The sequence below is a fragment of the Mesorhizobium humile genome (genome assembly GCF_033977215.1).
Classification (GTDB): Bacteria; Pseudomonadota; Alphaproteobacteria; order Rhizobiales; family Rhizobiaceae; genus Mesorhizobium; species Mesorhizobium humile.
Genome location: NZ_JAVIIV010000010.1, coordinates 108,643 through 133,952, shown reverse-complemented (window position 1 = coordinate 133,952; position 25,310 = coordinate 108,643). Strand labels below are relative to the sequence as shown.

Sequence of the window (25,310 nt, the reverse complement as noted above, 5' to 3'; positions counted from 1 at the left end):
CCGCTATGGGTAGCGGTTTTCCCATTCCCGTATCCGTGCTCACCGGCTTTCTCGGCGCCGGCAAGACGACGCTGCTCAACCGGCTGCTTAAGGATCCGGAGCTTGCCGACACGGCGGTGATCATCAACGAGTTCGGCGAGGTGGCGATCGATCATCTTCTGGTCGAGCAGGCGTCCGACGGCATCATCCAGCTTTCCGACGGTTGCCTCTGCTGCACGGTGCGCGGTGATCTGGTCGATACGCTCGCCGATCTCGTCGACCGGCTGCAGACCGGCCGTATCGCGAAATTGGCCCGCGTCGTTGTCGAGACGACGGGCCTGGCCGATCCGGCACCGGTGCTGCAGTCGATCATGGCGCATCCGGCGCTGGTGCAGGCCTTCCGGCTCGACGGCGTCATCACGCTGGTCGACGCCGTCAACGGCGAGGCGACGCTCGATGCCCATGTCGAGGCGGTCAAACAGGCCGCGGTGGCCGACCGTATCGTGTTGACCAAGACGGACCTTGCCGGCGCGGCCGGGATCAAGGCGTTGCGGGCGAGGCTCAGGCAGCTCAGTCCGGGCGCCGTCGTCCTCGATGTCAATGAGGCCGGTACGGGCGCCGCGGCGCTGTTCAACTGCGGCCTCTATGATCCTCAGACCAAGTCCGCCGACGTGCGGCGCTGGCTTGGCGAAGAGGCGGCGCATGATCAAGATCATTACCATGATCAAGATCATCACCATGATCAGGATCATCGCCATGATCATCGCCACGACCATCATCACCATGACGGCGACCATGATCATGGCCATCATCACCATGCGCATCGCCATGATACGCGCGTGCGCTCGCACTCGCTTGTCCATGACGGCCCGGTGCCATTCTCGGCGATCGAGATGTTCCTCGACCTCCTGCGCTCGACACATGGCGAGAAACTCTTGCGCATGAAGGGCGTCATCGAGCTCGCCGAGGATCCCTCGCGGCCGCTGGTCGTCCACGGCGTGCAGAAGATCCTGCATCCGCCGGCAAGACTGCCGGCCTGGCCCGACGGCCAGCGCGGCACCAGGCTGGTGCTGATCACGCTCGACATGCCGGAGGATTATATTCGGCGGCTGTTCGCCGCTCTCACCAACAAGCCGTCGATCGACACGCCGGACCGCGCGGCGCTGGAAGCCAATCCGCTGGCGATAGCCGGGTTATAAGCCGAAAAGGCGCCGGCTCAGGCCGCGTTGCCGCGCTCGACCAGGAAGCGGTGGCCGCCGGTGACCGCGGCCGTCTCGACCAATTGGTGACCGGCATCGGCGCAGAAGGCCGGGATATCGATGACCGCGAGCGGATCGGTGGTTTCCAGCCAAAGCCGGCTGCCGGGCCGCATCGCGGCCAGCCGCTTGCGGGCTTTCAGCACCGGCAGCGGACAATTCAGCCCTTTCAGGTCGTAGATGGCGGCCTTTTTTGCCAAGCTGAGGGCTCTCAGCCGCCGAACATGCCGAGCAGCTTCTTCTTCAGCTTCGACACGGTGCCTTGGTCGGCGTCGGCGGCCTGCTGCGTTTCCTGCGCGGGCGCTGCCTCGACGCCGGCGGTGACGACCGGCTGCTGCGCCGCCTGCTTGGCGGCTTCCTTTTCGGCCAGCGCCTGGGCTTTTGCCTGTTCCTTGGCGGCTTTGGCCGCCTCGATCGCCGCCAGGCGTTGCTCCTCGGCCTTGCGCCTGGCTTCCTTTTCCGCGTCGGCTGCGGCCATCTTGCGACCAAGCGGGGAATCGATGCGGCCCATGCGGGTCGTTTCGGTCACCGAACCGTCGGAATTCATCGACGGCGGGTCGATCGGCACGCGCTCGCCGCGGGCGCGGCGCTTCGACCAGTCCGAAACGATGCTGGCTTCCTTGACGCCGGCAATCGTCGGCTTCGGCGGCGGCGTGCTCGAGTTCACGGCTGAATTGAAGGCCGCGTCGTAGCTCTTCTCGTAATTGGCGAAGGCCGTCTTCAGCGAATCCGGCTGGGTCGTCGCGGGGCAGGGGCCGGTCGGATCAAAGGTGGTGCCTTCGGGCGCGACCTGGTTGAAGACGTAGCGTTTCTCGCAGACGTCGACCTTCGGCGGCACCTTGGTGATCTCGAAATTGTCGTAGCCGACCTTCAGCATCTTCCAGAAGTCGTAGTTCGGGTCGTTGCGGTAGCGCGCCATGTTGGCGGCGGTCATGCGGAAGGGGAAAGCCTGGATCTGAAACTCGGTCTGGCCGCCTTGGAAGGCATCGCGGCCGAAAGCATAGATCTGCTCGATCTGCGCATCGGTCATCGAATAACAGCCGGAAGACGAGCAGGCGCCGTGGACCATCAGGTTCTGGCCGGTGCGGCCATTGGCGCGGTCATAGGCATTGGGGAAGCCGATGTTGAAGGACAGATGGTAGTTCGAGCGCGGGTTCATCTGCGAGGGACGTACCGTGTAGAAGCCCTCCGGCGCCTGGCGGTCGCCCTCGGTGTATTTGGGACCGAGCTTGCCCGACCATTTGCAGATGTCGTAGCTGGCGACGAGATCGTAGCGGCCATTGGTCTTGGCCTTCCAGATCTCGAGCTTGCCTTCTTCCTTGAAGATGCGCGCCATCACCGAGGAGGTGCGGATCATGCCCTTGGCCCGCATGTCGGCAAGGATCTTGTCCGGCAACGGCTTGTTGGCCTCCGGCGCGAAATCCTTCATCGAGGAATCGTTGCAGCCGGCGACGCCGATGGCGGCGATCAGGACTCCGGTGCGGGCAAGCTTGGCAAACATCGATATGGCTACGTCTCTTCTCTCGGGCCGACGGCTCTCTGCATGGCCGGGCCCGCAGGCTGAACACCAGTGGACCGTAAGCCCGTTAACCTTGAAAATTCCTTACCGCAAGCCTTCGCCACAAATCCGGGCCAACCCCTCGCGATAATTCCATTGAGCCGAAAGCGGCGGCATTTTTGTGGCGGAATCGTGCCCTGCCGCCACTTTGCCGTGTGGTGGCCAAGGCAATTCCGGACGATCACACGTTGAGGGGGCCGGTTCTGACGGAACCAGGTAACGCTGCCACCCTGGTTATTGCCGCCACTATTGCCATGTCCATGGCGGCCCAAGGCCAACCACGGGATGATCGGTCATCCGCCTTAGAGGCTGCGGCCCATCGACAGGTACTTCTCGCGGCGCTGCTCGCGGAAATCGGTGTTGGCGCCGGCAAAGTCCTTCATCGTCCTGGCGATGAGGTCGCCGGTCGAGGCGATCACCGTTTCCGGCGCGCGCTGGGCGCCGCCCATCGGCTCGGGAATGATGGCGTCGATGATCTTCATCTCGAGAAGATCCTGCGCGGTGATCTTCATGTTGGTCGCCGCATCCTTGGAACGGGTGGTGTCGCGCCACAGGATCGAGGCGGCACCCTCGGGCGAGATCACCGAATAGATGGCATGTTCCAGCATGTAGACGCGGTTGGCGGTGGCAATCGCAATGGCGCCGCCGGAGCCGCCTTCGCCGATGACAATCGAGATCGAGGGCACTTTCAGTGCCAGGCAGGCCGAGGTCGAACGGGCGATCGCTTCGGCCTGGCCGCGCTCCTCGGCGCCGACGCCGGGATAGGCGCCGGCGGTGTCGACCAGCGTCAAAAGCGGGATATTGAAACGGTCGGCCAATTCCATCAGGCGCACCGCCTTGCGGTAGCCCTCGGGCCGCACCGAGCCGAAATTGTGCTTGATGCGGCTTGCCGTGTCCGAGCCCTTTTCCTGGCCGATCACCGCCACCGGCTCGCCGCGGAAGCGGGCGAAGCCGCCGACGATCGCCTGGTCGTCGCCGAAATTGCGGTCGCCGGCCAAGGGCGTGAAATCGGTGAACAGCGTCTTGATGTAATCGACGCAATGCGGGCGGTCGGGATGGCGCGCGACCTGTACCTTCTGCCAGGGCGTGAGCGCCTTGTAGAGGTCGCGCAATGCGTCGCGCGAACGCTTTTCCAGCCTGCTGATCTCTTCGGCGACATCGACCGCCTCGCCGTTCTCGGCAAGCTTCTTCAGCTCAAGGATCTTGAGCTCCAGATCCTGCACCGGCTTTTCGAAGTCGAGGTAGTTGTACATGCTTGGGTGGACCGGTCCGTCGGAAGGCAAATGGCTGGCGGAACCGCTGAAATGCCGGCCCCGGGCGGTGGAACGTCGCCCTCACATAGCGATATGAGGCCTAGTCGGCAAGCGGATGATGATCGTTGACCAGCCGCACCAGCCGCTCCTCCAGCACATGGGTGTAGATCTGCGTCGTCGAGATGTCGGCATGGCCTAGGAGTTGCTGGACGGCTCTGAGATCGGCGCCGTTCTGCAGGAGATGGCTGGCAAAAGCATGGCGAAGCACATGCGGCGAGATTTTTGCCGCGGCTATTCCCGACCGCGCGGCCAACCCCTTGAGATCGCGGGCGAAAACCTGCCGGGAGAGATGGCCGCTGTCGGAGGAGGCCGGAAACAGGAACGGGCTCTCGGCAAAGGCCGGCCGCTCGGCCCTTGCCGCGAGCCAGGCGCGCATGGCGGCGCGCGCCTTGGTCGAGAGCGGCACCATGCGCTCCTTGTCGCCCTTGCCGCGCACCATGAAGAAGCGGTCGTCGCGAAGCGCCACCGTGACCGGCAGCCCGACCAGTTCCGACACGCGCAGGCCCGTGGCGTAGAGCACCTCGACCAGCGCGTGCAGGCGCAACGCGGCCAGCCTGTCGCCGTCCGGTCCGGCTTCACCGGCTTCCAGGGCCGCGCGGTCGAGCAGGCGCCCGGTCTCGGCCTCGCTCATCGTCTTCGGCAGCGGCCGGCCCTTGCGCGGGCTGTCCAGCGTGCCGGTCGGGTCGTCGCCGCGCAGGCCTTCGGCATAGAGGAATTTGAAGAACTGGCGGATCGCCGACAGTTTGCGCGCCTGCGAGGTCGGCGCGAAGCCGCGCGCGGCAACGTCGTCGAGATAGGCGCGGATGTCGGCCGGTCCCGCGCCCGCCAGTCCGCCATTGATGGCTTCGGAGGCGTCTTCCAGGTCGCGGCGGTAGGAGGAAAGCGTATTCTCGGCCGCGCCGCGTTCGGCGCTCATCATCTCCAGAAAGGCTTCGATGCGGGCCGCGCTTTTCATCTGGCCGGGATCAATTCTTCTTCGGATTGAGCTTCTCGGCAGGAATTCGAATGCTCATTTCCGCCTTTTTCGGCTCCACGAACATCGCCAGCGCGAACATCGCGCCATAGGCAATGCCTGCAAGAACCGCCAGCGTCACGACGAAGCGAAACAAAGTCGGCATTAAAATTTTCGCCCGTCTTCTTGTTCTGCGTTTCCAAAGCCCTGTGCCCTTATGGGACGCCAATCCGGCCAATTCAAGGACGAAGGATTCGGCTCGATGCAGGTTTTGCCGGAAAAGCTCCTAAGCAGGCATTCGTGCGCAACCCCACGAATGCCTGCTTAGGGATTGTTGTTATTCGCAGGTTCTCTTCGCAAAACCGTGGGACACTTTTGCGGAACCTGCTTAGGGCCTTTGCCAGGCCGCGCTTGACGCAAACAGGCTTTTGATGTCGATACGGCGCAAAGAGGCCCCGATGAACGCTCTGCCACCAAATTCGACGGACGAAGGCCGCGCCGCGCTGATCGAAGCGCTCGGCAGCCGCTCAATCGTCTTCGTCGGGCTGATGGGCGCCGGCAAGACCGCGATCGGCCGCAAGGTGGCGGCGATGCTGTCGCTGCCCTTCATGGACAGCGACCAGGAGATCGAGAGCGTCTCGCGCATGACGGTGCCGGAGCTGTTCGAGCGCTATGGCGAACCGGAATTCCGCGCGCTGGAGCAGCGCGTTATCCTGCGCCTGCTGGAGAACGGACCGCAGGTGCTGTCGACCGGCGGCGGCGCCTTCATGAACGCGCAGACGCGCGAGGCGGTCGCGGCTTATGGCGTGTCTGTCTGGCTGGAGGCCGACCTCGACCTCTTGATGGAACGGGTTTCCAAGAAACAGAACCGGCCGCTCTTGAAGAATCCCGATCCGCGCGGCGTGCTGGAGCGGCTGATGGGCGAGCGTTACCCGGTCTACGCCACCGCGGACCTGACCGTGCCGACCCGTGACGACCGCAAGGAGATCATCGCCGGCGAAGTCGTCGCGGCGCTCTGCGCCCATCTCGGCGTCGATACGATCGCGACAGGCGCTACAAGCGCCACAACCGACGGGGTGCAGTCGTGAGCGATGCCGAACCGGTGAAGGTCGAGGTCGGGCTCGGCGACCGGGCCTATGACATATTGATCGGCTCCGGGCTGCTGGCACGCTCCGGCGAGGAGATCGCGCGCCGGCTTCCCGGCACGCGCGCGGCCATCGTCACCGACGAGAATGTCGCCGCCGCGCATCTCGACGCGCTGAAGGCGGGGTTGGACAAAGGCGGCATCCAGTCCGCCGTCATCACGCTGCCCGCCGGCGAAAAGACCAAGAGCTTTGCCCATCTCGAAGAGGTGGTCGACGGCGTGCTCGCGGCTAAACTCGAACGCCGCGACGTGGTCATCGCGCTCGGCGGCGGCGTCATCGGCGACCTGGCAGGCTTCGCTTCCGGCATCGTGCGGCGCGGCATGAATTTTGTGCAGGTCCCGACCTCGCTCCTGGCGCAGGTCGATTCCTCCGTAGGCGGCAAGACCGGCATCAACAGCACGCGTGGCAAGAACCTCGTCGGCGTCTTCCACCAGCCCAAGCTGGTGCTTGCCGACACCCAGGTGCTCGACACGCTGCCGATCCGCGAGTTCCGCGCCGGCTATGCCGAGCTTGCCAAATACGGGCTGATCGACCGCCCGGCCTTCTTCGCCTGGCTTGAACAGAACTGGGGGCAAGTCTTTGCCGGCGGCCCGGCGCGGGTCGACGCGATCGCCGAGGCCTGCCGCGCCAAGGCCGATGTCGTTGCCCGCGACGAGTTCGAGACCGGCGACCGCGCGCTGCTCAATCTCGGCCACACGTTCGGCCATGCGCTGGAAGCCGCCACGCGCTATGATGGCGCGCGCCTTGTCCATGGCGAGGGTGTGGCCATCGGCATGGCGCTGGCGCATCGCTTCTCGGCGCGTCTCAACCTGGCGAGCCCCGACGATGCTAGCCGTGTCGAAGCGCATCTTCGCGCCGTCGGCTTGCCCTGGCGCACGGCCGATATTCCGGGCGAGCTGCCGGACGCCGAGGCGCTGCTCGGCTTCATCACCCAGGATAAGAAGGTTTCGCGCGGCGCGCTGACCTTCATCCTGACGCGCGGCATCGGCCAGGCCTTCATCGCCAAGGACGTGCCGGCGTCGGAAGTGCTTTCCTTCCTCAAGACGAGCCATCCCGAACGGTCCAAGAGGAGCCGTTCCGGAGGGCTCAAAGTGAGCCATCCCAGATGACCGACGCCGGCTGGATCGTCGCCGCCGTCCTCGCCGTCATCCTGCTTTCGGCGCTTCTGTTGCGCACCCGGTTGCTTGCCGCCTTCGGCTACGCGCTGCGGCCGATCGAACCGCCGCAGCGATCCGAGCGCAGCGGCAAGGATCAAGACAGCGGCGATCCCCGCCGCGATGGCGATGCTGTCCGCGCGGAGCGCAATCGGCTCGAGGGCCTCTTCGACCTCGAGGAGCTCGAAGTGTCGGATATCATGGTCCACCGCACCAATATGCGCTCGGTCAATGCCGACAATGCACCGGAGGCGGTGGTGCGCGAGATCCTGCAGAGCCCGCACACCCGCATGCCGTTGTGGAAGGACTCGCTCGACAACATCGTCGGCGTGCTGCACGCGAAAGACCTGCTCAGGGCCCTCAACGAGGTCGGCAACGATTTTTCGCGGATCGACGTCATGAAGATCGCCGCGAAGCCGTGGTTCGTGCCGGACACCACCACCTTGCAGGAACAGCTCAACGCCTTCCTGCGCCGCAAGGCGCATTTCGCCATCGTCGTCGACGAATATGGCGAGGTCGAAGGGCTGGTGACGCTGGAAGACATCATCGAGGAGATCGTCGGCGAGATCGCCGACGAGCACGATGTCGACATGCAGGGCGTGAAGAAGGAAGCCGACGGCTCCGTCGTCGTCGACGGCACGGTGCCGATCCGCGACCTGAACCGCGCGCTCGACTGGGACCTGCCCGACGAGGAGGCGACGACGATCGCCGGCCTCGTCATCCACGAGACGCAGTCGATCCCGGAGGAGAAGCAGGCCTTCACCTTCCACGGCAAGCGTTTCGTGGTCATGAAGCGCGACAAGAACCGCATTGCGCGGTTGAGGATACGGCCCGCCAGCGAAGGCTAGTGCGTTTCACCGTTTCATGGAAACGGCGAAACGCCCTATCTCCTTGTTTTGACGCAATTCCGGACGGAAAACCGCTCACACTTTTCCTGGAATTGCTCTAGGTGTGCTGATATTCAGGTGATGCCGGCCCGCGAACCGCGGTTTCCTGCGCTTCCAGTGCTCATTCGCGATCTCACAATTCCTTGGTCGAACGCTCGCTGAGCATCGCGCCGGTTCCGGCATCGATTGCCGCCAGGCTGACGTCATAGCCCCAAAGGTTGCGGATATGGCGCAGGGTCGCGTCGCGGCCCTGGGCCTCTAGCATGACGCCGTCCTTGACCTTGTGCTGGAGCCGCAGATGCCGGTCGCCCAGGAGGTCGACGTCGACCACCTGGATGTCGGGACGGCTGGCGCCGATATCGTAGCTTTGCGCGAGCGCCGACCGTATCCTGGCGTAGCCGCGTTCATTGTGGATCGAGGCCACCTCATAGTGCGGCTCGTCGGCGCCGTCGGCGAGCACGAAGAGCCGCCATTTGCGGATCAGCGTCGGGCTCAGATATTGGCGGATGAAGGATTCGTCGCGGTGGTTGGCCCAGGCGTCGAGCAGGGTGTCGCGCCAGTCGCCGCGGCCGGCGATGTCGGGAAACCAGTCGCGGTCCTCGGCGGTCGGCGCGGTCGAGATGCGCTGGATGTCCTGCATCATGTCGAGACCCAGCGCATAGGGATTGATGCCGGAAAAGCGCGGATCGTCATAGGCCGGCTGGAAGATGACGTTCGAGTGGTTACGCAGGATCTCGAGCATGGCGCCCTCGCCAATGCGGCCACGGTCGAACAGCGTGTTCATGAGCGTGTAATGCACGAAGGTGGCGCAACCTTCGTTCATCACCTGGGTTTGCCGTTGCGGGTAGAAATATTGCGCGATGACACGCACGATCCTGACGATCTCGCGCTGCCAGGGCTCGAGCACCAGGCTGTTCTTCTCGAGGAAATAGAGCAGGTTTTCCTCCGGCAGATTGAGCGATTTCTTCCGCTCGGCAAGGATTTCGTCCCCTGCTTCCAGCTTGCTCTTGCCCGGCGAGGGCGGCAGCGTTCGCCATAGATCGTTGAAGGAGCGTTCCTCGTATTCAAGGCGTTCGCGCAGCCCTTCGCGCTGTTGCTCCGATGACAGTTTCGGCGGCCGGCGGTAGCGGAACACGCCTTGCTCCATCAGCGCGTGCGCGGAATCCAGGATTGCCTCCACGGCGGCCAGGCCATGCCGTTCCTCGCATCGGGCTATGTAGCTCTTGGCGAAGTCCAGATAGCTCAGGATGCCGCCGGCATCCGTCCATTGCCGGAAGAGATGATTGTTCTTGAAGAAATGATTGTGCCCAAGCGCGGCATGCGCCGTCACCAAGGCCTGCAGGGCCATGGTGTTTTCTTCCATGAGGTAGACGATGCAGGGGTTGGAGTTGATGACAATCTCATAGGCCAAACCCCGCGCGCCCTTGCGGTAGAGAAGCTCGTCGTGGAGAAAACGTTTGCCGAACGACCAATGCCGGTACATCAGCGGCATGCCGATCGACGAATAGGCGTCGAGCATCTGCTCGGAGGAAATGATCTCCATCTGCACCGGGTAGATGTCGAGGCGAAGCTCCTCGCGGCCGATGGCTTCGATCTCGTCATAGACCCGGGACAGCTTGTTGAAATCCCAGTCGGACCCAGAAAACAGCAGTTCGGACTTGCGCGCCTGGCTGACCATTGCCGAGGCCCTCAAGCGGTCTTGCGCAGGTTGGGCTGCCTGGCGAAGAGCTCGCGGAAGACCGGGTATATGTCGGCCGGCGCGGCAATGCGCCTCATCTGGAAGTTCGGCCATTTGCCGTCGACGGCGTTGTAGGCGCGCCAGAGCGATGTGCCGTTCTCGGTCGAGCCGAAAATATGGCTTTCCCGCTCGTCGATGATCTCCACATAGGCGAAGTACTGGCAAAGTCGCATCAGCTTGCGGTCGAGCAGCTCTATGCAGCGCTCGGAGTCGGTGGCGAAATTGTCGCCATCGGAGGCCTGGGCGGCGTAGATGTTCCATTCAGAGGCCGGATATCGCTCTTCGATGATGCGATGCATCTCCTCGAGCGCCGTGGAAACGACGGTGCCGCCGCTTTGGGTGTGGTAGAAGAACGTGTGCTCGTCCACCTCCTTGGCCTCGTGGGTGTGGCGGATGAAGACGATCTCGGTGCGCTCGTATCGTCGCGTCAGGAACAGATGCAGCAGCACGAAGAAGCGTTTGGCCAGATCCTTCTCTCGCTCGCCCATCGATCCGGAGACGTCCATGAGGCAGAACATGACGGCACTGGCATTCGGCCGCGGCTGAGGGTCGAAGCGATTGAAGCGGATGTCGACCGGATCGACATAGGCAATCCGCCTGCGCCGGCGCTCCAGCCGGTCGAGCTCTTCGCGCAGAGCCTCGATGCGTTCGCGCGTCTTTACATTCAGCGGCCTGGATTCCAGCTCGGCGATCTGCCCGGCGATGGCGTCCACGTCAGCCTGCTTTGGACGCCTGAGCGCGATGCGGCGCCCGTGGCTGTTTCGCATCGTGCGCCCGACATTGATGTTGGTCGGCGCGCCGCTTGCCGCGAAGCCCGCCCGCTTCGGCTTGAAGCTGAGTATCTGCTTGAGACTGAGCTTGACCAGATCCGGCAGTTCGAGGTCCTCGAAGAAGAGGTCGAGCACTTCCTCGCGCGACAGCATGAAGCGGAAGTCGTCCTCGGATTCCGTGGTTCCCGGAGCCGAGCCGAAGCCTCCGCCGCCGCCAGGCTTGTCGATAAGATCGCCAGGGCTGAACGTCCGGTTGCCGGGCAGGATGTGCTGGCGCCGGCCGCTTTCCTTGTCGTCGCCGAAGGTCGGTTCGCCGATGCCCTTGCGCGGCATCGGCACGGCATGCTCGCGGTCGAGCTCGGCGATGCCGCCGGCGCGGACCTTGTCGCGGATGCTGCGCTTGAGCTCCTCGCGGGCGCGCCTGAGGAAGCGCTGGCGATTGCCAAGGCTCTTGTCCTTCGGGTTCAGGCGGCGGTCGATGAAGATCGGCATGGAACCGTCCCGGCTTTGCTCAGCCCGCCTTGTTCACGCGCATATACCAGTCGACCAGCCGGCGCACCTGCCGCTGGGTATAGCCGCGTTCCACCATGCGCTGCACGAATTCGTTGTGCCGCTTCTCCGTGACGCTGTCCTGCTTGGAGCCGAAGCTGATCACCGGCAGCAGGTCCTCGACCTGGCCGAACATGCGCTTCTCGATGACCTCGCGAAGCTTTTCGTAGCTCGTCCAGGACGGGTTGCGGCCATGGTTGCGCGCCCGGGCACGCAAGGTGAATTTGACCACTTCGTTGCGGAAGTCCTTGGGGTTGGCGATGCCGGCCGGCTTCTCCACCTGCGACAACTCCTTCTCCAGGACCTCGCGGTTGAGGATCTGGCCGGTATCGGGGTCCTTGTAGTCCTGATCCTCGATCCAGGCATCGGCATAGGCGATGTAGCGGTCGAAGAGGTTCTGACCGTACTCGCTGTAGGATTCCAGATAGGCCTTCTGGATCTCGTGACCGATGAACTCGGCATAGCGCGTCGCGAGTTCCGACTTGATGAATTCGAGATAGGCGGCCTCCGTTTCCTTCGGGAATTGCTCGCGCTTGATCGCCTCTTCGAGAATGTACATCAGGTGCACGGGATCGGCCGCCACCTCCTTGGTGTCGTAGTTGAACGTCTGCGACAGGATCTTGAAGGCGAAGCGCGTGCTGACCCCGGTCATACCCTCGTCGACGCCGGCGGCATCGCGATATTCCTGGACCGACTTGGCCTTCGGGTCGACCTCCTTGAGGTTCTCGCCGTCATAGGCGCGCATCTTGGTGTAGAGCGGCGAGTTCTCGTGCTCGGCAAGGCGGGTCGAGACGGTGAAGCGGCTGAGAATGTCCAGCACCTCCGGCGCGCAGGGGCTGTTTGCCAGTTCGCTTTCGCGCACCAGCTTCTCGTAGATCTGCCTTTCCTCGGTGATGCGCAGGCAATACGGAACCTTGACCACGAGGATGCGGTCGAGGAAGGCCTCATTGTTCTTGTTGTTCTTGAATTGCTGCCATTCCGATTCATTCGAATGGGCAACGACGATGCCCTGATAGGGGAAGGCACCGAAATTCTCGGTGCCGTTGTAGCTGCCTTCCTGGGTTGCCGTCAGCAATGGGTGCAGCACCTTGATGGGCGCCTTGAACATCTCGACGAATTCGAGCAGCCCTTGCGTGGTCCGGTTCAGGCCGCCGCTGTAGGAGTAGGCGTCCGGGTCGGACTGGCTGAAATGCTCCAACTGCCTGATGTCGACCTTGCCGACCAGCGCCGAGACGTCCTGATTGTTCTCGTCGCCGGGCTCGGTCTTGGCGATGGCGATCTGGCGCAGCCGCGACGGCATCAGCTTGACGACGCTGAATTTGGAGATGTCGCCCGACAGTTCGTCGAGGCGCTTGGCCGCCCAGGGCGAAATCAGCCCGTTCAGGCGGCGGCGGGCGATGCCGTATTTATCCTCCAGCAGATCGCTCATGCGGTCGGGATGGAAAAGGCCAAGCGGCGATTCGAAGACCGGGCTGATCTTGTTGCCGACCTTGAGCGTGTAGATCGGGCGTTCCTCCATCAGCTTCTTCAGCCGTTCGGCCAGCGAGGACTTGCCGCCGCCGACCGGTCCCAGGAGATAGAGGATCTGCTTGCGCTCCTCGAGGCCCTGCGAGGCGTAGCGGAAATATCCGGCGATGCGCTCGATCGTGTCCTCCATTCCGTAGAAGTCGGAAAAGGAGGGGTAGACCTTGACGGTGCGGTTGGAGAAAATGCGGCCGAGCCGCTCGTCCTTGCTGGTGTCAATCAGGTTCGGCTCGCCGATTGCCGCAACCATGCGTTCGGGCGCCGAGGCATACATGGATTTGTCCTCGCGGCAGGCAAGCAGATATTGCTGGAGACTGATCTCTTCCTGGGCCGCGTTGGAATAAATCTCCGAAAACAGGTCGAAGACGTCTGATTGATTCTCGCGCATGATGCTTGCCTCGGAGCCGACCGGCAGCCAATCGGCTCATCGCTCCATCAACTGCCGGAAAGCAATGTGGTTCCCTTCTCGTGAAGGGAGAGCGCACCGCACTCCGACATCGGCCCTCGGGACGCCCGATTCGGCCGAAAATGCTCACCTGATAAGATACGTGGTGATTGCTGGCGGAGCGTCAAGGAGCGGATTTGTTTTCGCACCGAAAGTTGTCATTTTTGGTCCGTAAATGAGCTGCGTGGCGAGCGTCCGCGCGCTGTCGCCGCAACTTGGCCGGAGATGACGATGATCGATCGACGCAGCCTCATTGCGGCATCGCTGGCGGCACTGTTGCCGCCAGGTGCTTCGGCCGCCGGGCGTCCGGGCCAGCCGGAACCGCAAACCCTCGATTACGGTCCGGCCAAGCTCGATGTCTATGCAGTCGACGGCGCGAACAAGCTGCCGGTGGTGTTTTTCGTCCATGGCGGCGCCTGGCGGTTCGGCAAGCGCAGCCAGGTCGGCGCCAAGCCGGACTTCCTGCTCGCCAATGGCTTCGTCTTCGTCTCGATCGATTACCGCATGCTGCCGGAAGCCGATGTCGCTACCCAGGCCGGCGACGTCGAAAAGGCCTACGCCTATGTGCGCGCCAACATCGCGCGGCATGGCGGCGATCCGGATCGCATCGTCGGCATGGGCCATTCGGCCGGCTGCCATCTGATTGCGCTGACCGGCATGCGCGGCGGACTGCCCGGTGTCGCCGCGCTGATCCTCGACGACACCAGAGCCTATGATCTTGCGGCGTTATCCAGGAATGGCGGCATGGTTCGGGCCTATGCGCGTGTCTTCTCCGACCCGGCGCAATGGGCGGCGCTATCGCCGTCGAGCTATGTCGACGGCAAGAAACATCCGCCGACTTTCATCGCCTATTCGCGGGCATCCGGGCGAGGCGAAGAATCGAAAGCGTTCGCGGAACGCCTGCGTGCCACCGGCACCAAGGTCACGCTGTTCGACGGCAGCGCCTATACGCACATGTCGATCAATGGCGATTTCGGCAAGGACGGAGACGCCTTGACCGCGGCGGCGCTGGCGTTTCTCAAGGCGACCGTCGGCTGAACGCTTACCAGCGCGTCTTCTCGCCAGGCGCCGCCGGCTCGATCGCCAGCGCATGAACGCCGGCTTTCAATTCGTCCGCGAGCAGTTCGTTGACGGCGCGGTGGCGCTCGATGCGGCCCATGCCGGCAAAGTTCGGCGAAACGATGCGGACGCGGAAATGCGTCTCGCCGGTGCCGGCGAACGTCGCATGATGGCCGGACTCGACGTGATGATGGCCGGCGTGAAGGTGGCTTTCGTTGATGACGGCGAGCCTTTCGGGCGAAAACGCCGCTTTCAGCTTGTTTTCCATCGTCGACTGTATGGACATCCTGGCTTCCCTTCACCACATCTGCGGCACAGCCGCAAAATCCATCTTTTTGACCGCTTTTAAGCCGCGATTCAGCGGTTAGGGCGATCATCGGCGAAATGTCAATTCTTGTTTCGCACGTGCGAACAGCCCATAAATGGGTGAGATGAAAGCGTATCCCAAATATTTCGAGAAAATTCGTATCCGGCCAGAGAAGGACGCCGAGCTGAAGTCGCGCGCGCCGGTTTGCCAGTGGGACGGCTGCAACGAGGCCGGCACGCATCGCGCGCCGGTCGGGCGCCTCAAGGAAGGCGAATATTTCCACTTCTGCTTCGAGCATGTGCGCGAATACAACAAGGGCTTCAACTATTTCTCAGGCGTGACGGACAGCGAGATCGCCCGCTTCCAGAAAGAGGCGCTGACCGGGCACAGGCCGACATGGCGCATGGGCGCCAATGGCGGCGGGACGCGCTCGGCGCCGGATTTCGCGCAGCAGCGTTCGGGGCGCGCCGGCTACTACAACCGCATGCGCGATCCTTTCAACCTGTTCGGTGCCGGAGCGCGCGAGCCGCGCGAGCGCAAGGCAAAGCCGCTTGAGGCCAAGGCGCTGGAAACGCTTGGCCTTGATACAAAGGCGACTGGTCAGGACATCAAGGCGCGTTATAAGGAACTCGTTAAGCGCCACCATCCGGATGCGAATGGCGGCGACAGAGGTTCGGAAGACCGGTTCCGCGATGTGCTGCAGGCCTATCGCGTGCTCAAGCAAGCGGGATTGTGCTGAGCGGCCCTACGGTCCCGTGTCGTTTTCCAACTTTCATAAGGTTGGAAAAGGCTCTAAGACCGCCCCCGGACAAAATCGATTGCCGGCGAAACGCGGCGTTTCGCCCGTGGAGACGTTGATAGTGATGAACAAGGTCGATCGCGACATCGCCAACCTGCCCGACACGACAGTGTCGGTGAAGGAGAAATTCGGTTTCGATTCCAAGATGATCGTGCCTGCCTATTCGGCGGCGACCGAGCATGTGCCGGACATCGACCCGGATTATCTGTTCGACAAGGCGACGACATTGGCGATCCTCGCCGGCTTTGCCTACAACCGCCGCGTCATGGTGTCGGGCTATCACGGCACCGGCAAGTCGACGCATATCGAGCAGGTGGCGGCGCGGCTCAACTGGCCCTGCGTGCGCGTCAACCTCGACAGCCATGTCAGTCGTATCGACCTCGTCGGCAAGGACGCCATCGTCGTCAAGGAAGGCCTGCAGATCACCGAATTCCGCGACGGCATCCTGCCCTGGGCCTACCAGCACAATGTCGCGCTCTGCTTCGACGAGTATGACGCCGGCCGCCCGGACGTAATGTTCGTCATCCAGCGCGTGCTGGAATCATCGGGCCGGCTGACGCTGCTCGACCAGAGCCGCGTCATCCGCCCGCATCCGGCGTTCCGGCTGTTCGCCACCGCCAACACGGTCGGCCTCGGCGACACCACCGGCCTCTATCACGGCACGCAGCAGATCAACCAGGCGCAGATGGATCGCTGGTCGATCGTCACCACGCTCAACTACCTGCCGCACGACAATGAAGTGAACATCGTGCTGGCCAAGGCCAAGCACTATCGCGACAGCAAGGGCAAGGACATCGTCAACAAGATGGTGCGCGTCGCCGACATGACGCGCTCGGCCTTCATCAATGGCGACCTGTCGACCGTGATGAGCCCGCGTACCGTCATCACCTGGGCCGAAAACGCCGAGATCTTCGGCGATATCGGCATGGCGTTCCGGCTGACCTTCCTCAACAAGTGCGACGAGCTGGAGCGTTCGGTGGTGGCCGAGTTCTACCAGCGCGCCTTCGGCGAGGATCTGCCGGAGAGCGCCGCCAACGTGGTGCTGGGCTAGGCGCGCAGCCGAAAGGCCTCCAACCTTTCAGCATGAATCGCGCAGGGAATGATCATGGCGGGTCCGGGCGACAACACGCGCAACAAGCCGAAGACGGGTTCTGAAGCCGACAGCTTCAAGCGCGCCGTCACCGTGTGCATGCGCGCCGTCGCCGGCGACAAGGACCTCGAGGTCGGTTTCGCCAAGGACCGGCCGGCTCTGGCGGGCAACCGCGCGCGCCTGCCGGAATTGCCAAAAAAGGCCTCGCGCAACGACATCGCGATCACGCGCGGCCTGGGCGACTCGATGGCGCTGAAGCGCGCCTGCCACGATCAGCGCATCCACAACAAGCTGGCGCCGGAAGGCAAGCTGGCGCGATCCATCTTCGATGCCGTCGAGCAGGCGCGCGTCGAAGCGATCGGCAGCCGCGCCATGCAGGGCGTGGCCGACAATATCGGCTCGATGCTCGAGGACAAATACACCAAGGCCAACCTTGTCGACGTCAGGGACAAGGCGGACGCGCCGCTTGAGGAAGCGATAGCGCTGATCGTGCGCGAGAAGCTCACCGGCCGCGCGATCCCGAAGAGCGCCGAGCGGCTGGTCGATCTATGGCGCCCCTGGGTCGAGGAGAAGGCGAGCGGCGACCTCGACGGTCTGTCGGCCAAGCTCGAGGACCAGCAGGCCTTTGCCCGCGTCGTGCGCGACATGCTGGTTTCCATGGAAATGGCCGAGGAGCTCGGCGACGACCAGGAAACCGACGACTCGGAGGAAAACGAAGAGAACGAGCAGCAGGGCGAGGACCAGAGCGAGGAGGGCGGCGAGGAGGATTCAGGCTCCGAGCAGTCGCAGTCGGAAGATGCCGAAGCTTCCGCCGACGACGAAGAGTCGGCCGAGACCGAAGCGACCGACGCCACGTCCGATGACCTTTCCGACGAGGACGATTCCGACGCCGAGACGCCGGGCGAGGCCAAGCGCAACGACAATCCGTTCCTCAACCTGCCGAAAGAGATCGACTACAAGGTGTTCACCACCGCCTTCGACGAGACGGTGGGCGCCGAGGACCTTTGCGAGGAAGAGGAGCTCGACCGGCTGCGCGCCTTCCTCGACAAGCAGCTCGCCAACCTTTCCGGCGTCGTCGGACGGCTCGCCAACCGGCTGCAGCGCCGGCTGATGGCGCAGCAGAACCGCTCCTGGGATTTCGACCTCGAGGAAGGCTATCTCGATCCGGCCCGGCTGGTGCGCGTCGTCATCGATCCGATGCAGCCGCTGTCCTTCAAGCAGGAGCGCGACACCAAGTTCCGCGACACGGTGGTGTCGCTGGTGCTCGACAATTCGGGCTCGATGCGCGGCCGGCCGATCACCGTCGCCGCGACCTGCGCCGACATCCTGGCGCGCACGCTGGAGCGTTGCGGCGTTTCGGTGGAAATCCTCGGCTTCACGACGCGGGCGTGGAAAGGCGGGCAGGCGCGCGAGAAATGGCTGAAGGACGGCAAGCCGCCTAACCCCGGCCGGCTCAACGACCTGCGCCACATCATCTACAAATCCGCCGACCATCCGTGGCGGCGCGCGCGACGCAATCTCGGGCTGATGATGCGCGAGGGCCTGCTCAAGGAAAACATCGACGGCGAGGCACTGCTTTGGGCACATAGCCGCCTGATCGGCCGGCCCGAGCAGCGCAAGATCCTGATGATGATCTCGGACGGCGCGCCGGTCGACGATTCCACGCTCTCGGTCAATCCGGGCAATTATCTGGAGCGGCATCTGCGGGCGGTGATCGAGCTGATCGAGACGCGCTCGCCGGTCGAGCTTTTGGCGATCGGCATCGGCCACGACGTCACGCGCTATTATCGCCGCGCCGTCACCATCGTCGATGCCGAGGAACTGGCCGGCGCCATGACCGAGCAGCTCGCCTCGCTGTTCGGCGAGGAGAGCGCGCGCGACACGCGGCGCGGTGGATTGCGGCGCGCCGGATGATTTTTTCGGGGTGGCGCGCGCGGCGGACGCTTTTCGCCTGCGTGCTGGCCTGCGCCTCGCCTGCCATCGCCGTCGCGGGAGTTGCTGTCGAGACGGTCGAGATTTCGGCGCGGCCGATCCGTCAGTTCCATGTCGGCCACGACGAGACGCGCTTCGGGCCGCTCGAATTCGTCGGTGGACTGGAGATGACGTCGCCGGCGCGCGATTTCGGCGCGCTGTCGGCGTTTCGTTTCCTGAAGCCGGGCAGCGACTTCATCGGCGTCGCCGACACCGGTTTCTGGTTCTTCGGCGCGATCACGCATGGCGCCGACAAGCGCCCGTCGGGCGTTTCCAATTTCCGCATGCAGCAGATGGTCGATGCTTCGGGCCAGCCAATCGACCGGAAGTGGGAGGTCGACGCGGAAGGGCTCGCGGTCAAGGACGGCATCGCCACCGTCGGCTTCGAGCGCTACCAGCGTGTCGCCCAGTTCAAAATCGATCCCGGCAATATGAAAGCGCCGGTACGGCAGCTCGACTACCTGGTTCCCGCCAAGGAGCTGCGCCAGAATCGCGGCTTCGAGACCGTCACTCACGCCAACCCTTATGGGCAGCATGCGGGAGGCCTGGTGGTTGTCTCGGAGAGGAGCCTCGACGAGGCCGGCAACGTCTACGCCGCCATCATCGAGGGGCCGCACAAGGGCATCTTCACCGTCAGGCGCGACGGCGAATTCGACATAACCGACGGCACCTTCCTGCCGGACGGCGACCTGCTGCTCCTGGAGCGCAGCTTCTCGCTCGCGCGCGGGGCGAAGATGCGGCTGCGGCGCATCTATGGCGAAAGCGTCGAGAAGGGCGCGGTCGCCGACGGGCCGGTGCTGATGGAGGCCGACATGGGCTACCAGATCGACAATATGGAAGGGCTCGACGTCTGGACCCGCGACGACGGCGCGCTGATGGTGTCGCTGATATCCGACGACAACCATTCGATCCTGCAGCGCAACCTTTATCTGGAATTCATCCTGCACCAGGACTGAAGACGGCTGGTCGGCACGGTTTCAGCTGCGCCGCCGGCCGAGAGACTACCGGCCGACGTGGCGGACTTCGTTCATCACGAAATTGGCCGCGCGCTTGCTCCGGTTGCGGATCTTGAGTGTCGCGGTGTTGTCCACGAAATAGGTGTGGAGAATGCTGTCGCGGGTGCGGACCTCCGGCCCGACGGTGTCGACCGCGTGCCAGGTGTCGGTGCCGACCGCAAAGGCATAGCCGGTGTTCGGGGAAAACGACATCCGGTGCGAATTCTCGAAACGCCCGTCCGGCTTGCGCTCGGCGAAGCGGGTGCCGACGTGGTTGATCGAGTCGTCCTCCGGCAGGTAGAACTGGACTGTGATGCCCTTCCATTCCGTGTCGGTGTGGAAGCCGATCTTGTAGCCCGCCACGTCGCGCGTCAGCATCGGCACCGGATACATGCCGACTTTCATGAAATCCGATCCGAACCGGCGCTCCAGGCCCGGGGCAAGGCGGCGCATGAACGCGTCCTTCAGTTGCGGCGCATGCAGTGCCTTTCCGACCAGAGACCAGACGGCCCGTTTCTCGTCTGGCAGGTGACGGATGTATTCCGGGTAGAGGTCGATCTTGATCCGCGTCGCGGTGCCGTCGGCTTGAATGTTGACGTTGTTGCGTCCCTTGAGCGCGCGATATTCGCGCGCCTCGGGCATGGCGGCGCGCATGCGCAGGTAGAGGTCCGCCGGAAAGACATCCGTCATCTCAAGATGCCAGAAAGGCTTTTCCACAAACGTGGCGCGGTCCACGGCCTCGACCATGTGGGAGACAACATGCTGCAGCGTTTGTTTCGCCGATGCTGGCGCCACCGCGCCGCCTATGGCCGACATGGATACCCTTTCCCCAATCTCAAGAACCCCGAATCCAAATTTCTTGAATAGATATATTGCTGACCGCGCGGAATGCTAACCAAAGCACAGGCTGGATTGCAACGATCCACCAGGCTGATTTCGATCGCGGTTCTTTGAATCAACGAGTGACGTTGCATCGGCGCAAAGCAAGCGCGTTGCGTGGAGCGCAGCCGACGATGCTGATATGGCCGCAGGCCGATATTCAACGGACCTTGTAGATCTCGATCGGTTTTCCCGCGGTGGACTGGTCCAGCTCGAGCCACTTCGGCAGGTCGCCCCGCAGCAACGCCGCGGCAAGGCCGTTCGGCGCATCCAGGCCCAGCGATATTTCTTCCGTGTTGCCGCGGCAGATCGCGACCAGCCCCACATGCTCGCGCTCGATGACGGCGCGGGCGGCGTCCGGCGTTCCAATGAAGGCGTCGAGCATGGCAAGGTTGCCGCCGACATTGCGGTGGTAAGGGCCGGCCAGCGCGCGGTGGCCGGTGAACATCAATATTCCCGAGCCGAGATTGGACGAGGCAAGCACCGTCGTCGCCGGCATCGCGGCAAGATCGTGGAAGTCGCCCGGCTTGCCGCAGGTCACGGCATGGTCGGGATCGGAATTGATCCGCTGCGGCGCTTTCTGGACCACGGACTGCGCCGCCGCCGCGACCCCGGCCCAGGTCGCGTTGAGCGAGACCAGCCACGCCATGACGATGCCGGTCGAGAGGCGCCACGAGGGCGCGGCGTCCGCCCGCAGCCGGATTTTCGCGATCCAGGCCGAGAGCGGCAATACGGCGAAGGCGACGGAGAAAGTCGAGCCGCGCACCTGCCAGAGGCTGACGCCGAAGGCGACGACAAGCAGGATGGCGGCGAGAATTTCCTCGCGGCGCAGGCGGAGGCTTCGCAGTTGAAAGCCGATCAGCAGGATAGCGATGAAGGGCGTCACATAGCGCGCCGCCATCAGCTTCGGCTGGTGGATGGCGACGCTCCAGAAGGGCTGCGCTTCGACCACGTCGGCCAGCCAGTAGGTGCGGATGCGCTCGTCCATGCCCGCATAGGGCGACGCCAGGCATTGCGGGAAGAACAGCATCACGGCGGCCGCGACCACCGCCGCCAGCGCCAACATGGAGACCAGCCGCACCCGGACTGTCGACGCGGCCAATGCAGCGGCGATCGCGAGGCCGAAGCCGGACAGCGCTGCCACCGCGAACTGGAAGGACGAGAAGGCGTCGCATTGGGCCGTGCCCCAGTCGGCTGGCCGGATGGTCGCCACGAAGACCAGCAAGGCGATGCCGGCAAATCCGAGGCCGAAGCCTCGTGCGGTGATCCGCTCCCTGTCGTCGAGGACGAACAGGACGGCAGTACAAATGCCGAGCACCGCCACATAGGGAGCAGTCTCCATGCCGACAGCCAGCGTCAGGCCGGCGCAGATGCCCGACAGAAGGGCAGCGGGCCGCCAGGAGGGCGCTTCCATCAAGAGCCAGAGGCTGGCCGCCGTCAGCAACAGCTGGACATTGTGGTGGTCGATCACGCCCGGGCTATAGATCACCAGGAAGAAAAGCCCTGCCGTCGACAGGATGACCGCCGGCATCGCGACATTCGCGCCGGCGAAGCGCTGCGAGGCGCGCATCAGCACGAATATGGTCAGCCCGTAGAGCAAGGTCGGCCAGATGATCTGCGCGGCGCGTTCGGCGGTCGCGGGGCCGGCGCCGAGCGCATCGAAGGCCATGATGATCAGCGCGAGCGGCGTGTCCACCAGCCGCGACCAATGCATGACGAAGCCGCCCGAGGCGCCCATCCGGTATTGATGGAGATCGAACCAGCTTTGGCCGCCGAGCAGGTCGCGGACCTCGACCAGCCGCAGCATGCTGTCATTGTCGGCGCCATAGTTGGCAAGGGTGGGGAAGCCGGACACCGCGTTGATCGTCAGCACCACCAGCGTGGCGCACAACGCAAGCAGGAGATTGTTTTTCCAACCGGTGCCTTGCACGGTCATACTGGTCGCAATGCCCTGGAGAGTTTTCGCGATCCTGCATCATCGGGCGTAACAAAGCGTAAAGCGGCAGAGGCAATCCGGATTACGGCGTCCTGGTTGCAACCCAGATCACGTGACGGGCGCCGCGCTTGCCGTTGGCCCGCGTGTTGATCTCCTCGACCGCGAAACCGGCCTGCGTCAGGCGCCGGGTGAAGCGGCTGTCCGGCCCCTGCGACCAGACCGCCAGAACGCCACCGGGCTTCAAGGCGGCATGGGTGGCCGCCAGCCCGGCCGCGTCATAGAGCGTATCATTGCCCTTGTAGACGATGCCTTCGGGGCCGTTGTCGACGTCGAGCAGGATGGCGTCCCAGATAGCCTTCTCCGCCCTTATCAACTGACCGACATCGACTTCCTGAATGGTGACGCGCGGATCGTCGAGACAGCCGTCGAAGATTTTCGCCATCGGGCCGCGCGCCCAGGCGACGACCGCGGGAACCAGTTCGGCGACGGTGACGGTTGCGTCCTCGTCAAGCGCGGCGAGGGCGGCGCGCAAGGTGAAACCCATGCCGAGCCCGCCGATGAGGATATCTGGCTGGTTGCGCCCGGCGATCCGCTCGCAGGAAAACCTGGCGAGCGCTTCCTCGGAGCCGCTGAGGCGGCTGTTCATCAGCTCGTTGGTGCCGAGCATGATCGAGAATTCATCGCCGCGCCGCTTCAGGCGAAGTTCCTGGCCGCCATCAGGCGTGCGGGCGGAATCAACCTGAATCCAGGGGATCACGGCCTGATTCCACTTTTTGGGATCATGCTCTCATTTTTTGTTTGGGGCATAATCTTTACCAAAAACCGGGTCCCACTTTTTGGGATCATGCTCCGACCGCGACGGCCGGCTGGCTCCAGCGCGCGGCGAGCAGCCGGTAGGGGATCAGCGCCACGACGGCGATGATCAGCTTGACCGAAAGGTCGCCAAGCGCCCAGGACACCCAGCGCATCGTCTCGACCGGCAGCACGCCCACCAGCGGCGCGGTCTCCAGCGCGAAGCTGTCGTTGGGGCCGGCAAAGGCGAAGGCGGCGGAGAAGGCGATGCCGAAGAAGACGATCGTGTCGAACACCGAGCCGACCAGCGTGCCGATGATCGGCGCGCGCCACCAGCTCTGCCGGCGCAGCCGGTTGAAGACGGTGACGTCGAGCAATTGCGCGGCGAGGAAGGCGGCGCCCGAAGCGGCGGCGATGCGCACCAATCTGTCGGCGGCGGTCTCGAATTCGATCAGCCCGTGGCGGAACAGGAAGGGCGGGATCAGGATCGAGCAGGTCACCGCCGTCATAAAGCCGACGAACACCACCTTGCGCGCCACGGCCGGGCCGTAGCGGCGGTTGGCGAGGTCGGTGACCAAGAAGGAGAAGGGATAGGTGAAGGCGCCCCAGGTCAGCACGTCGGCCAGCGCCAGGCCGCCGACCTGGCCCTGCATCGGGAACTGCACGAGGATGTTCGACGCCACGACGACAAGCGCCATGGCGGCCACGAAGGGCAGATATCGCGTCAGGAAATTCATTTTTTTATCCTGGGTAATGGAACCAGCCGAGCGTCATGGCGACGCTCGCTCTTGTTTCGAGCACCGGTTTGCGCGGTGCTCGAGGCGGTCGTCCCCCGCCTGAAAGCTGCTTTAAGCGGCCGACTGCTCGGCAAGCTTCTTGGCGATCTGCTTCTTGAGCAGGCGGGCGCGCTGCGACAATTCCTTGACGTCGGCCTTGGCCAGGAAGGCGTCGAGGCCGCCGCGGTGCTCGACCGAACGCAGCGCGTTGGCCGAAATGCGCAGGCGAACGTTCTGGTTCAGCGCTTCGGAAATCAGCGTCACATTGACCAGGTTCGGCAGGAAGCGACGCTTGGTCTTGTTGTTGGCGTGGCTCACATTGTTGCCGGTCTGGACTGCCTTGGCAGTGAGTTCGCAGGTGCGGGACATTTGTCTAACCTTCAGTTTCTAAACCTGCCAAACCATACTGCCCGCGCCGGGCGGCGCGCGGTCTCGGTCAGGCGGCCTTTGGAAAAGTTGGCGTTCCATAGTGGCATTTCACAACTGCGTCAAGCTCCGGCACGCCGCCGGCAGCAAGTCACGCTCCATATAAAGGCCGGATTTCACACTATAAGCCATTCGCGAAGGGATATGCCAGGCTGGAGCCGCTGCGTTCCGGCCGAACCGCCAGGGATTCGCCAGCCGCCATGCTCCGTCCATCTCATGCATTTACCACCTTGCTTGCCCTTGCCGTGCCGGCAACAAGCTTCGCCGCCTCCAGCCCACAATCCTTCAAGGGCGAATATACGGTATCCTTCCTTGGCCTTTCGATAGCGAAGTCAACGTTTTCCAGCCGTTATGAGAACGGCGTCTACTCGATCGACGGCAGCGTCTCGGCCGCAGGACTGGCCAAGCTTTTTGACGATACGCGTGGGACGATCTCGTCCAGGGGCACGATTTCAGGTCAGAAAATGGTGCCGCAGGCGTTCCGAGCCGACTATACCTCCGGCAAGAAGGCGTCGCTGGTTGACATCCGTTTTGGCAATGGCGACGTCACCTCGACCAAGGTCGTTCCGGCGCCGGAAAAGCGCGATCCCAAGTCCTGGGTGCCGCTCGGCGCCGGCGACCTGAAGTCGGTGCTCGATCCGATGGCGGCGACCGTCATCTATGCCGACAGTCTCGACAAGGTGTGCGGGCGGACAGTCAAATTCTATGACGGCGAGATGCGCGCCAACCTGGCGCTGACCTACGCCTCGAAAGGCTCGATCTCGGTGCCTGGCTACAAGGGCGACACGGTGACGTGCAGGATGAACTTCGAGCCGGTCGCGGGCTACCGCAAGGGCCGCAAGGCGCTGGAGTTCCTGAAGAACAGGAGCCGGATGATGGTGACGTTTGCACGGCTCGGCAAATCCAGCGTATATGCGCCGATCCACGCGACGGTCGGGACCCAGATCGGTCCGTTGACCATCAGCGCGAGACGATTCGAAGCAGTCGATTAGGTCAGGCGCCACCGCGCG

At 63.7% G+C, this 25,310-nt stretch carries 24 protein-coding genes; 10 read left to right on the top strand and 14 right to left on the bottom strand.

From position 1 onward, the window contains the following. Nucleotides 1-5: 5 nt before the first annotated feature. Nucleotides 6-1,178, top strand: a complete 1,173-nt coding sequence (locus RFM52_RS16900; protein WP_320296642.1) for a CobW family GTP-binding protein — start codon at nt 6-8, stop codon at nt 1,176-1,178. 17 nt (nt 1,179-1,195) lie between these two features. Here RFM52_RS16900 and RFM52_RS16895 read toward each other — a convergent pair whose 3' ends face one another. From RFM52_RS16895 to RFM52_RS16875, 5 genes are all read right to left on the bottom strand, one after another. Next, nucleotides 1,196-1,435, bottom strand: a complete 240-nt coding sequence (locus RFM52_RS16895) for a sulfurtransferase TusA family protein (protein ID WP_320296643.1) — start codon at nt 1,433-1,435, stop codon at nt 1,196-1,198. A gap of 11 nt (nt 1,436-1,446) precedes the next feature. Next, complete coding sequence (locus tag RFM52_RS16890) at nt 1,447-2,736, bottom strand: murein L,D-transpeptidase family protein (protein ID WP_320296644.1); 1,290 nt, start codon at nt 2,734-2,736, stop codon at nt 1,447-1,449. A 359-nt stretch (nt 2,737-3,095) separates the two neighbouring features. Continuing rightward, a complete protein-coding gene (locus RFM52_RS16885) occupies nt 3,096-4,046 on the bottom strand; it encodes an acetyl-CoA carboxylase carboxyltransferase subunit alpha (protein WP_320296645.1) in 951 nt (316 codons plus the stop codon). Between the two features lie 100 nt (nt 4,047-4,146). Beyond that, on the bottom strand, nt 4,147-5,061 hold the full coding sequence (locus tag RFM52_RS16880) for a site-specific tyrosine recombinase XerD (RefSeq protein WP_320296646.1): 915 nt from the start codon (nt 5,059-5,061) through the stop codon (nt 4,147-4,149). A gap of 10 nt (nt 5,062-5,071) precedes the next feature. Next, on the bottom strand, nt 5,072-5,224 hold the full coding sequence (locus RFM52_RS16875; RefSeq protein WP_042643428.1) for a hypothetical protein: 153 nt from the start codon (nt 5,222-5,224) through the stop codon (nt 5,072-5,074). Between the two features lie 292 nt (nt 5,225-5,516). On the opposite strand from RFM52_RS16875, the gene RFM52_RS16870 reads away from it, so the two are divergent. The 3 genes from RFM52_RS16870 to RFM52_RS16860 are packed head-to-tail and all read left to right on the top strand — an operon-like array spanning nt 5,517 to nt 8,205. Continuing rightward, a complete protein-coding gene (locus RFM52_RS16870) occupies nt 5,517-6,146 on the top strand; it encodes a shikimate kinase (RefSeq protein ID WP_320296647.1) in 630 nt (209 codons plus the stop codon). After that, on the top strand, nt 6,143-7,312 hold the full coding sequence (aroB, locus tag RFM52_RS16865) for a 3-dehydroquinate synthase (RefSeq protein ID WP_320296648.1): 1,170 nt from the start codon (nt 6,143-6,145) through the stop codon (nt 7,310-7,312). Before RFM52_RS16870 ends, aroB begins: the two co-directional genes overlap by 4 nt. Beyond that, a complete protein-coding gene (locus RFM52_RS16860; protein WP_320296649.1) occupies nt 7,309-8,205 on the top strand; it encodes an HlyC/CorC family transporter in 897 nt (298 codons plus the stop codon). Before aroB ends, RFM52_RS16860 begins: the two co-directional genes overlap by 4 nt. A 172-nt stretch (nt 8,206-8,377) precedes the next feature. Here RFM52_RS16860 and RFM52_RS16855 read toward each other — a convergent pair whose 3' ends face one another. From RFM52_RS16855 to RFM52_RS16845, 3 genes are read right to left on the bottom strand one after another with little or no spacing between them, the layout of a single operon-like run. Continuing rightward, nucleotides 8,378-9,922, bottom strand: a complete 1,545-nt coding sequence (locus RFM52_RS16855) for a SpoVR family protein (protein ID WP_320296650.1) — start codon at nt 9,920-9,922, stop codon at nt 8,378-8,380. Between the two features lie 11 nt (nt 9,923-9,933). Further along, nucleotides 9,934-11,244: a YeaH/YhbH family protein gene (locus RFM52_RS16850; RefSeq protein ID WP_320296651.1), complete on the bottom strand. Its 1,311-nt coding sequence runs from the start codon at nt 11,242-11,244 to the stop codon at nt 9,934-9,936. A 19-nt stretch (nt 11,245-11,263) separates the two neighbouring features. Continuing rightward, nucleotides 11,264-13,213 carry a PrkA family serine protein kinase gene (locus tag RFM52_RS16845; protein WP_320296652.1) on the bottom strand — a complete coding sequence of 650 codons (1,950 nt, stop codon included), beginning with the start codon at nt 13,211-13,213 and terminating at the stop codon, nt 11,264-11,266. Nucleotides 13,214-13,501: 288 nt separating this feature from the next. On the opposite strand from RFM52_RS16845, the gene RFM52_RS16840 reads away from it, so the two are divergent. Continuing rightward, complete coding sequence (locus RFM52_RS16840; protein WP_320296653.1) at nt 13,502-14,308, top strand: alpha/beta hydrolase; 807 nt, start codon at nt 13,502-13,504, stop codon at nt 14,306-14,308. 4 nt (nt 14,309-14,312) lie between these two features. On the opposite strand, the gene RFM52_RS16835 is transcribed toward RFM52_RS16840, so the two are convergent. Next, a complete protein-coding gene (locus RFM52_RS16835) occupies nt 14,313-14,615 on the bottom strand; it encodes a BolA family protein (RefSeq protein ID WP_320296654.1) in 303 nt (100 codons plus the stop codon). Nucleotides 14,616-14,751: 136 nt separating this feature from the next. On the opposite strand from RFM52_RS16835, the gene RFM52_RS16830 reads away from it, so the two are divergent. The 4 genes from RFM52_RS16830 (at nt 14,752) to RFM52_RS16815 (ending at nt 19,452) form a co-directional block, all read left to right on the top strand. Continuing rightward, nucleotides 14,752-15,375, top strand: a complete 624-nt coding sequence (locus tag RFM52_RS16830; protein ID WP_320296655.1) for a J domain-containing protein — start codon at nt 14,752-14,754, stop codon at nt 15,373-15,375. Between the two features lie 124 nt (nt 15,376-15,499). Then, entirely contained in the window at nt 15,500-16,486 is a 987-nt protein-coding gene (gene cobS, locus RFM52_RS16825) for a cobaltochelatase subunit CobS (protein WP_320296656.1), read from the top strand. Between the two features lie 54 nt (nt 16,487-16,540). Beyond that, nucleotides 16,541-18,439 (top strand): cobaltochelatase subunit CobT, encoded by a 1,899-nt coding sequence (gene cobT, locus RFM52_RS16820; RefSeq protein ID WP_320296657.1) that lies wholly within the window; start codon nt 16,541-16,543, stop codon nt 18,437-18,439. After that, nucleotides 18,436-19,452 carry an esterase-like activity of phytase family protein gene (locus RFM52_RS16815; protein WP_320296658.1) on the top strand — a complete coding sequence of 339 codons (1,017 nt, stop codon included), beginning with the start codon at nt 18,436-18,438 and terminating at the stop codon, nt 19,450-19,452. The genes cobT and RFM52_RS16815 overlap by 4 nt, the downstream gene beginning before the upstream one ends. Before the next feature lie 45 nt (nt 19,453-19,497). Here the strand turns inward: RFM52_RS16815 and RFM52_RS16810 are convergent, their stop codons facing one another. The 5 genes from RFM52_RS16810 to rpmB all read right to left on the bottom strand — a co-directional run bounded on the left by RFM52_RS16810 (nt 19,498) and on the right by rpmB (nt 24,243). Next, nucleotides 19,498-20,307 (bottom strand): hypothetical protein, encoded by an 810-nt coding sequence (locus tag RFM52_RS16810; RefSeq protein ID WP_320296659.1) that lies wholly within the window; start codon nt 20,305-20,307, stop codon nt 19,498-19,500. Nucleotides 20,308-20,530: 223 nt separating this feature from the next. Continuing rightward, nucleotides 20,531-22,306 carry a GtrA family protein gene (locus RFM52_RS16805; RefSeq protein ID WP_320296660.1) on the bottom strand — a complete coding sequence of 592 codons (1,776 nt, stop codon included), beginning with the start codon at nt 22,304-22,306 and terminating at the stop codon, nt 20,531-20,533. Between the two features lie 82 nt (nt 22,307-22,388). After that, on the bottom strand, nt 22,389-23,063 hold the full coding sequence (locus RFM52_RS16800) for a spermidine synthase family protein (protein ID WP_320296661.1): 675 nt from the start codon (nt 23,061-23,063) through the stop codon (nt 22,389-22,391). A gap of 85 nt (nt 23,064-23,148) precedes the next feature. Beyond that, entirely contained in the window at nt 23,149-23,835 is a 687-nt protein-coding gene (locus RFM52_RS16795; protein WP_320296662.1) for a queuosine precursor transporter, read from the bottom strand. Between the two features lie 111 nt (nt 23,836-23,946). Next, nucleotides 23,947-24,243 (bottom strand): 50S ribosomal protein L28, encoded by a 297-nt coding sequence (gene rpmB, locus RFM52_RS16790; protein WP_095767449.1) that lies wholly within the window; start codon nt 24,241-24,243, stop codon nt 23,947-23,949. A 257-nt stretch (nt 24,244-24,500) separates the two neighbouring features. On the opposite strand from rpmB, the gene RFM52_RS16785 reads away from it, so the two are divergent. Then, the gene (locus RFM52_RS16785) at nt 24,501-25,292 is read left to right on the top strand and encodes a DUF3108 domain-containing protein (RefSeq protein WP_320296663.1); all 792 of its coding nucleotides are present in this window, start codon (nt 24,501-24,503) and stop codon (nt 25,290-25,292) included. Nucleotides 25,293-25,310: the final 18 nt, after the last annotated feature.

Coding starts and splice junctions, on each gene's coding strand:
- RFM52_RS16855 (WP_320296650.1), bottom strand. CDS start 9,922: ATGGTCAGCCAGGCGCGCAAGTCCGAACTGCTGTTTTCTGGGTCCGAC.
- rpmB (WP_095767449.1), bottom strand. CDS start 24,243: ATGTCCCGCACCTGCGAACTCACTGCCAAGGCAGTCCAGACCGGCAAC.
- RFM52_RS16795 (WP_320296662.1), bottom strand. CDS start 23,835: ATGAATTTCCTGACGCGATATCTGCCCTTCGTGGCCGCCATGGCGCTT.
- RFM52_RS16840 (WP_320296653.1), top strand. CDS start 13,502: ATGATCGATCGACGCAGCCTCATTGCGGCATCGCTGGCGGCACTGTTG.
- RFM52_RS16860 (WP_320296649.1), top strand. CDS start 7,309: ATGACCGACGCCGGCTGGATCGTCGCCGCCGTCCTCGCCGTCATCCTG.
- cobT (WP_320296657.1), top strand. CDS start 16,541: ATGGCGGGTCCGGGCGACAACACGCGCAACAAGCCGAAGACGGGTTCT.
- RFM52_RS16880 (WP_320296646.1), bottom strand. CDS start 5,061: ATGAAAAGCGCGGCCCGCATCGAAGCCTTTCTGGAGATGATGAGCGCC.
- RFM52_RS16900 (WP_320296642.1), top strand. CDS start 6: ATGGGTAGCGGTTTTCCCATTCCCGTATCCGTGCTCACCGGCTTTCTC.
- RFM52_RS16875 (WP_042643428.1), bottom strand. CDS start 5,224: ATGCCGACTTTGTTTCGCTTCGTCGTGACGCTGGCGGTTCTTGCAGGC.
- RFM52_RS16870 (WP_320296647.1), top strand. CDS start 5,517: ATGAACGCTCTGCCACCAAATTCGACGGACGAAGGCCGCGCCGCGCTG.
- RFM52_RS16810 (WP_320296659.1), bottom strand. CDS start 20,307: ATGTCGGCCATAGGCGGCGCGGTGGCGCCAGCATCGGCGAAACAAACG.
- RFM52_RS16785 (WP_320296663.1), top strand. CDS start 24,501: ATGCTCCGTCCATCTCATGCATTTACCACCTTGCTTGCCCTTGCCGTG.
- RFM52_RS16845 (WP_320296652.1), bottom strand. CDS start 13,213: ATGCGCGAGAATCAATCAGACGTCTTCGACCTGTTTTCGGAGATTTAT.
- RFM52_RS16835 (WP_320296654.1), bottom strand. CDS start 14,615: ATGTCCATACAGTCGACGATGGAAAACAAGCTGAAAGCGGCGTTTTCG.
- RFM52_RS16805 (WP_320296660.1), bottom strand. CDS start 22,306: ATGACCGTGCAAGGCACCGGTTGGAAAAACAATCTCCTGCTTGCGTTG.
- RFM52_RS16885 (WP_320296645.1), bottom strand. CDS start 4,046: ATGTACAACTACCTCGACTTCGAAAAGCCGGTGCAGGATCTGGAGCTC.
- RFM52_RS16850 (WP_320296651.1), bottom strand. CDS start 11,244: ATGCCGATCTTCATCGACCGCCGCCTGAACCCGAAGGACAAGAGCCTT.
- RFM52_RS16815 (WP_320296658.1), top strand. CDS start 18,436: ATGATTTTTTCGGGGTGGCGCGCGCGGCGGACGCTTTTCGCCTGCGTG.
- RFM52_RS16890 (WP_320296644.1), bottom strand. CDS start 2,736: ATGTTTGCCAAGCTTGCCCGCACCGGAGTCCTGATCGCCGCCATCGGC.
- RFM52_RS16830 (WP_320296655.1), top strand. CDS start 14,752: ATGGGTGAGATGAAAGCGTATCCCAAATATTTCGAGAAAATTCGTATC.
- cobS (WP_320296656.1), top strand. CDS start 15,500: ATGAACAAGGTCGATCGCGACATCGCCAACCTGCCCGACACGACAGTG.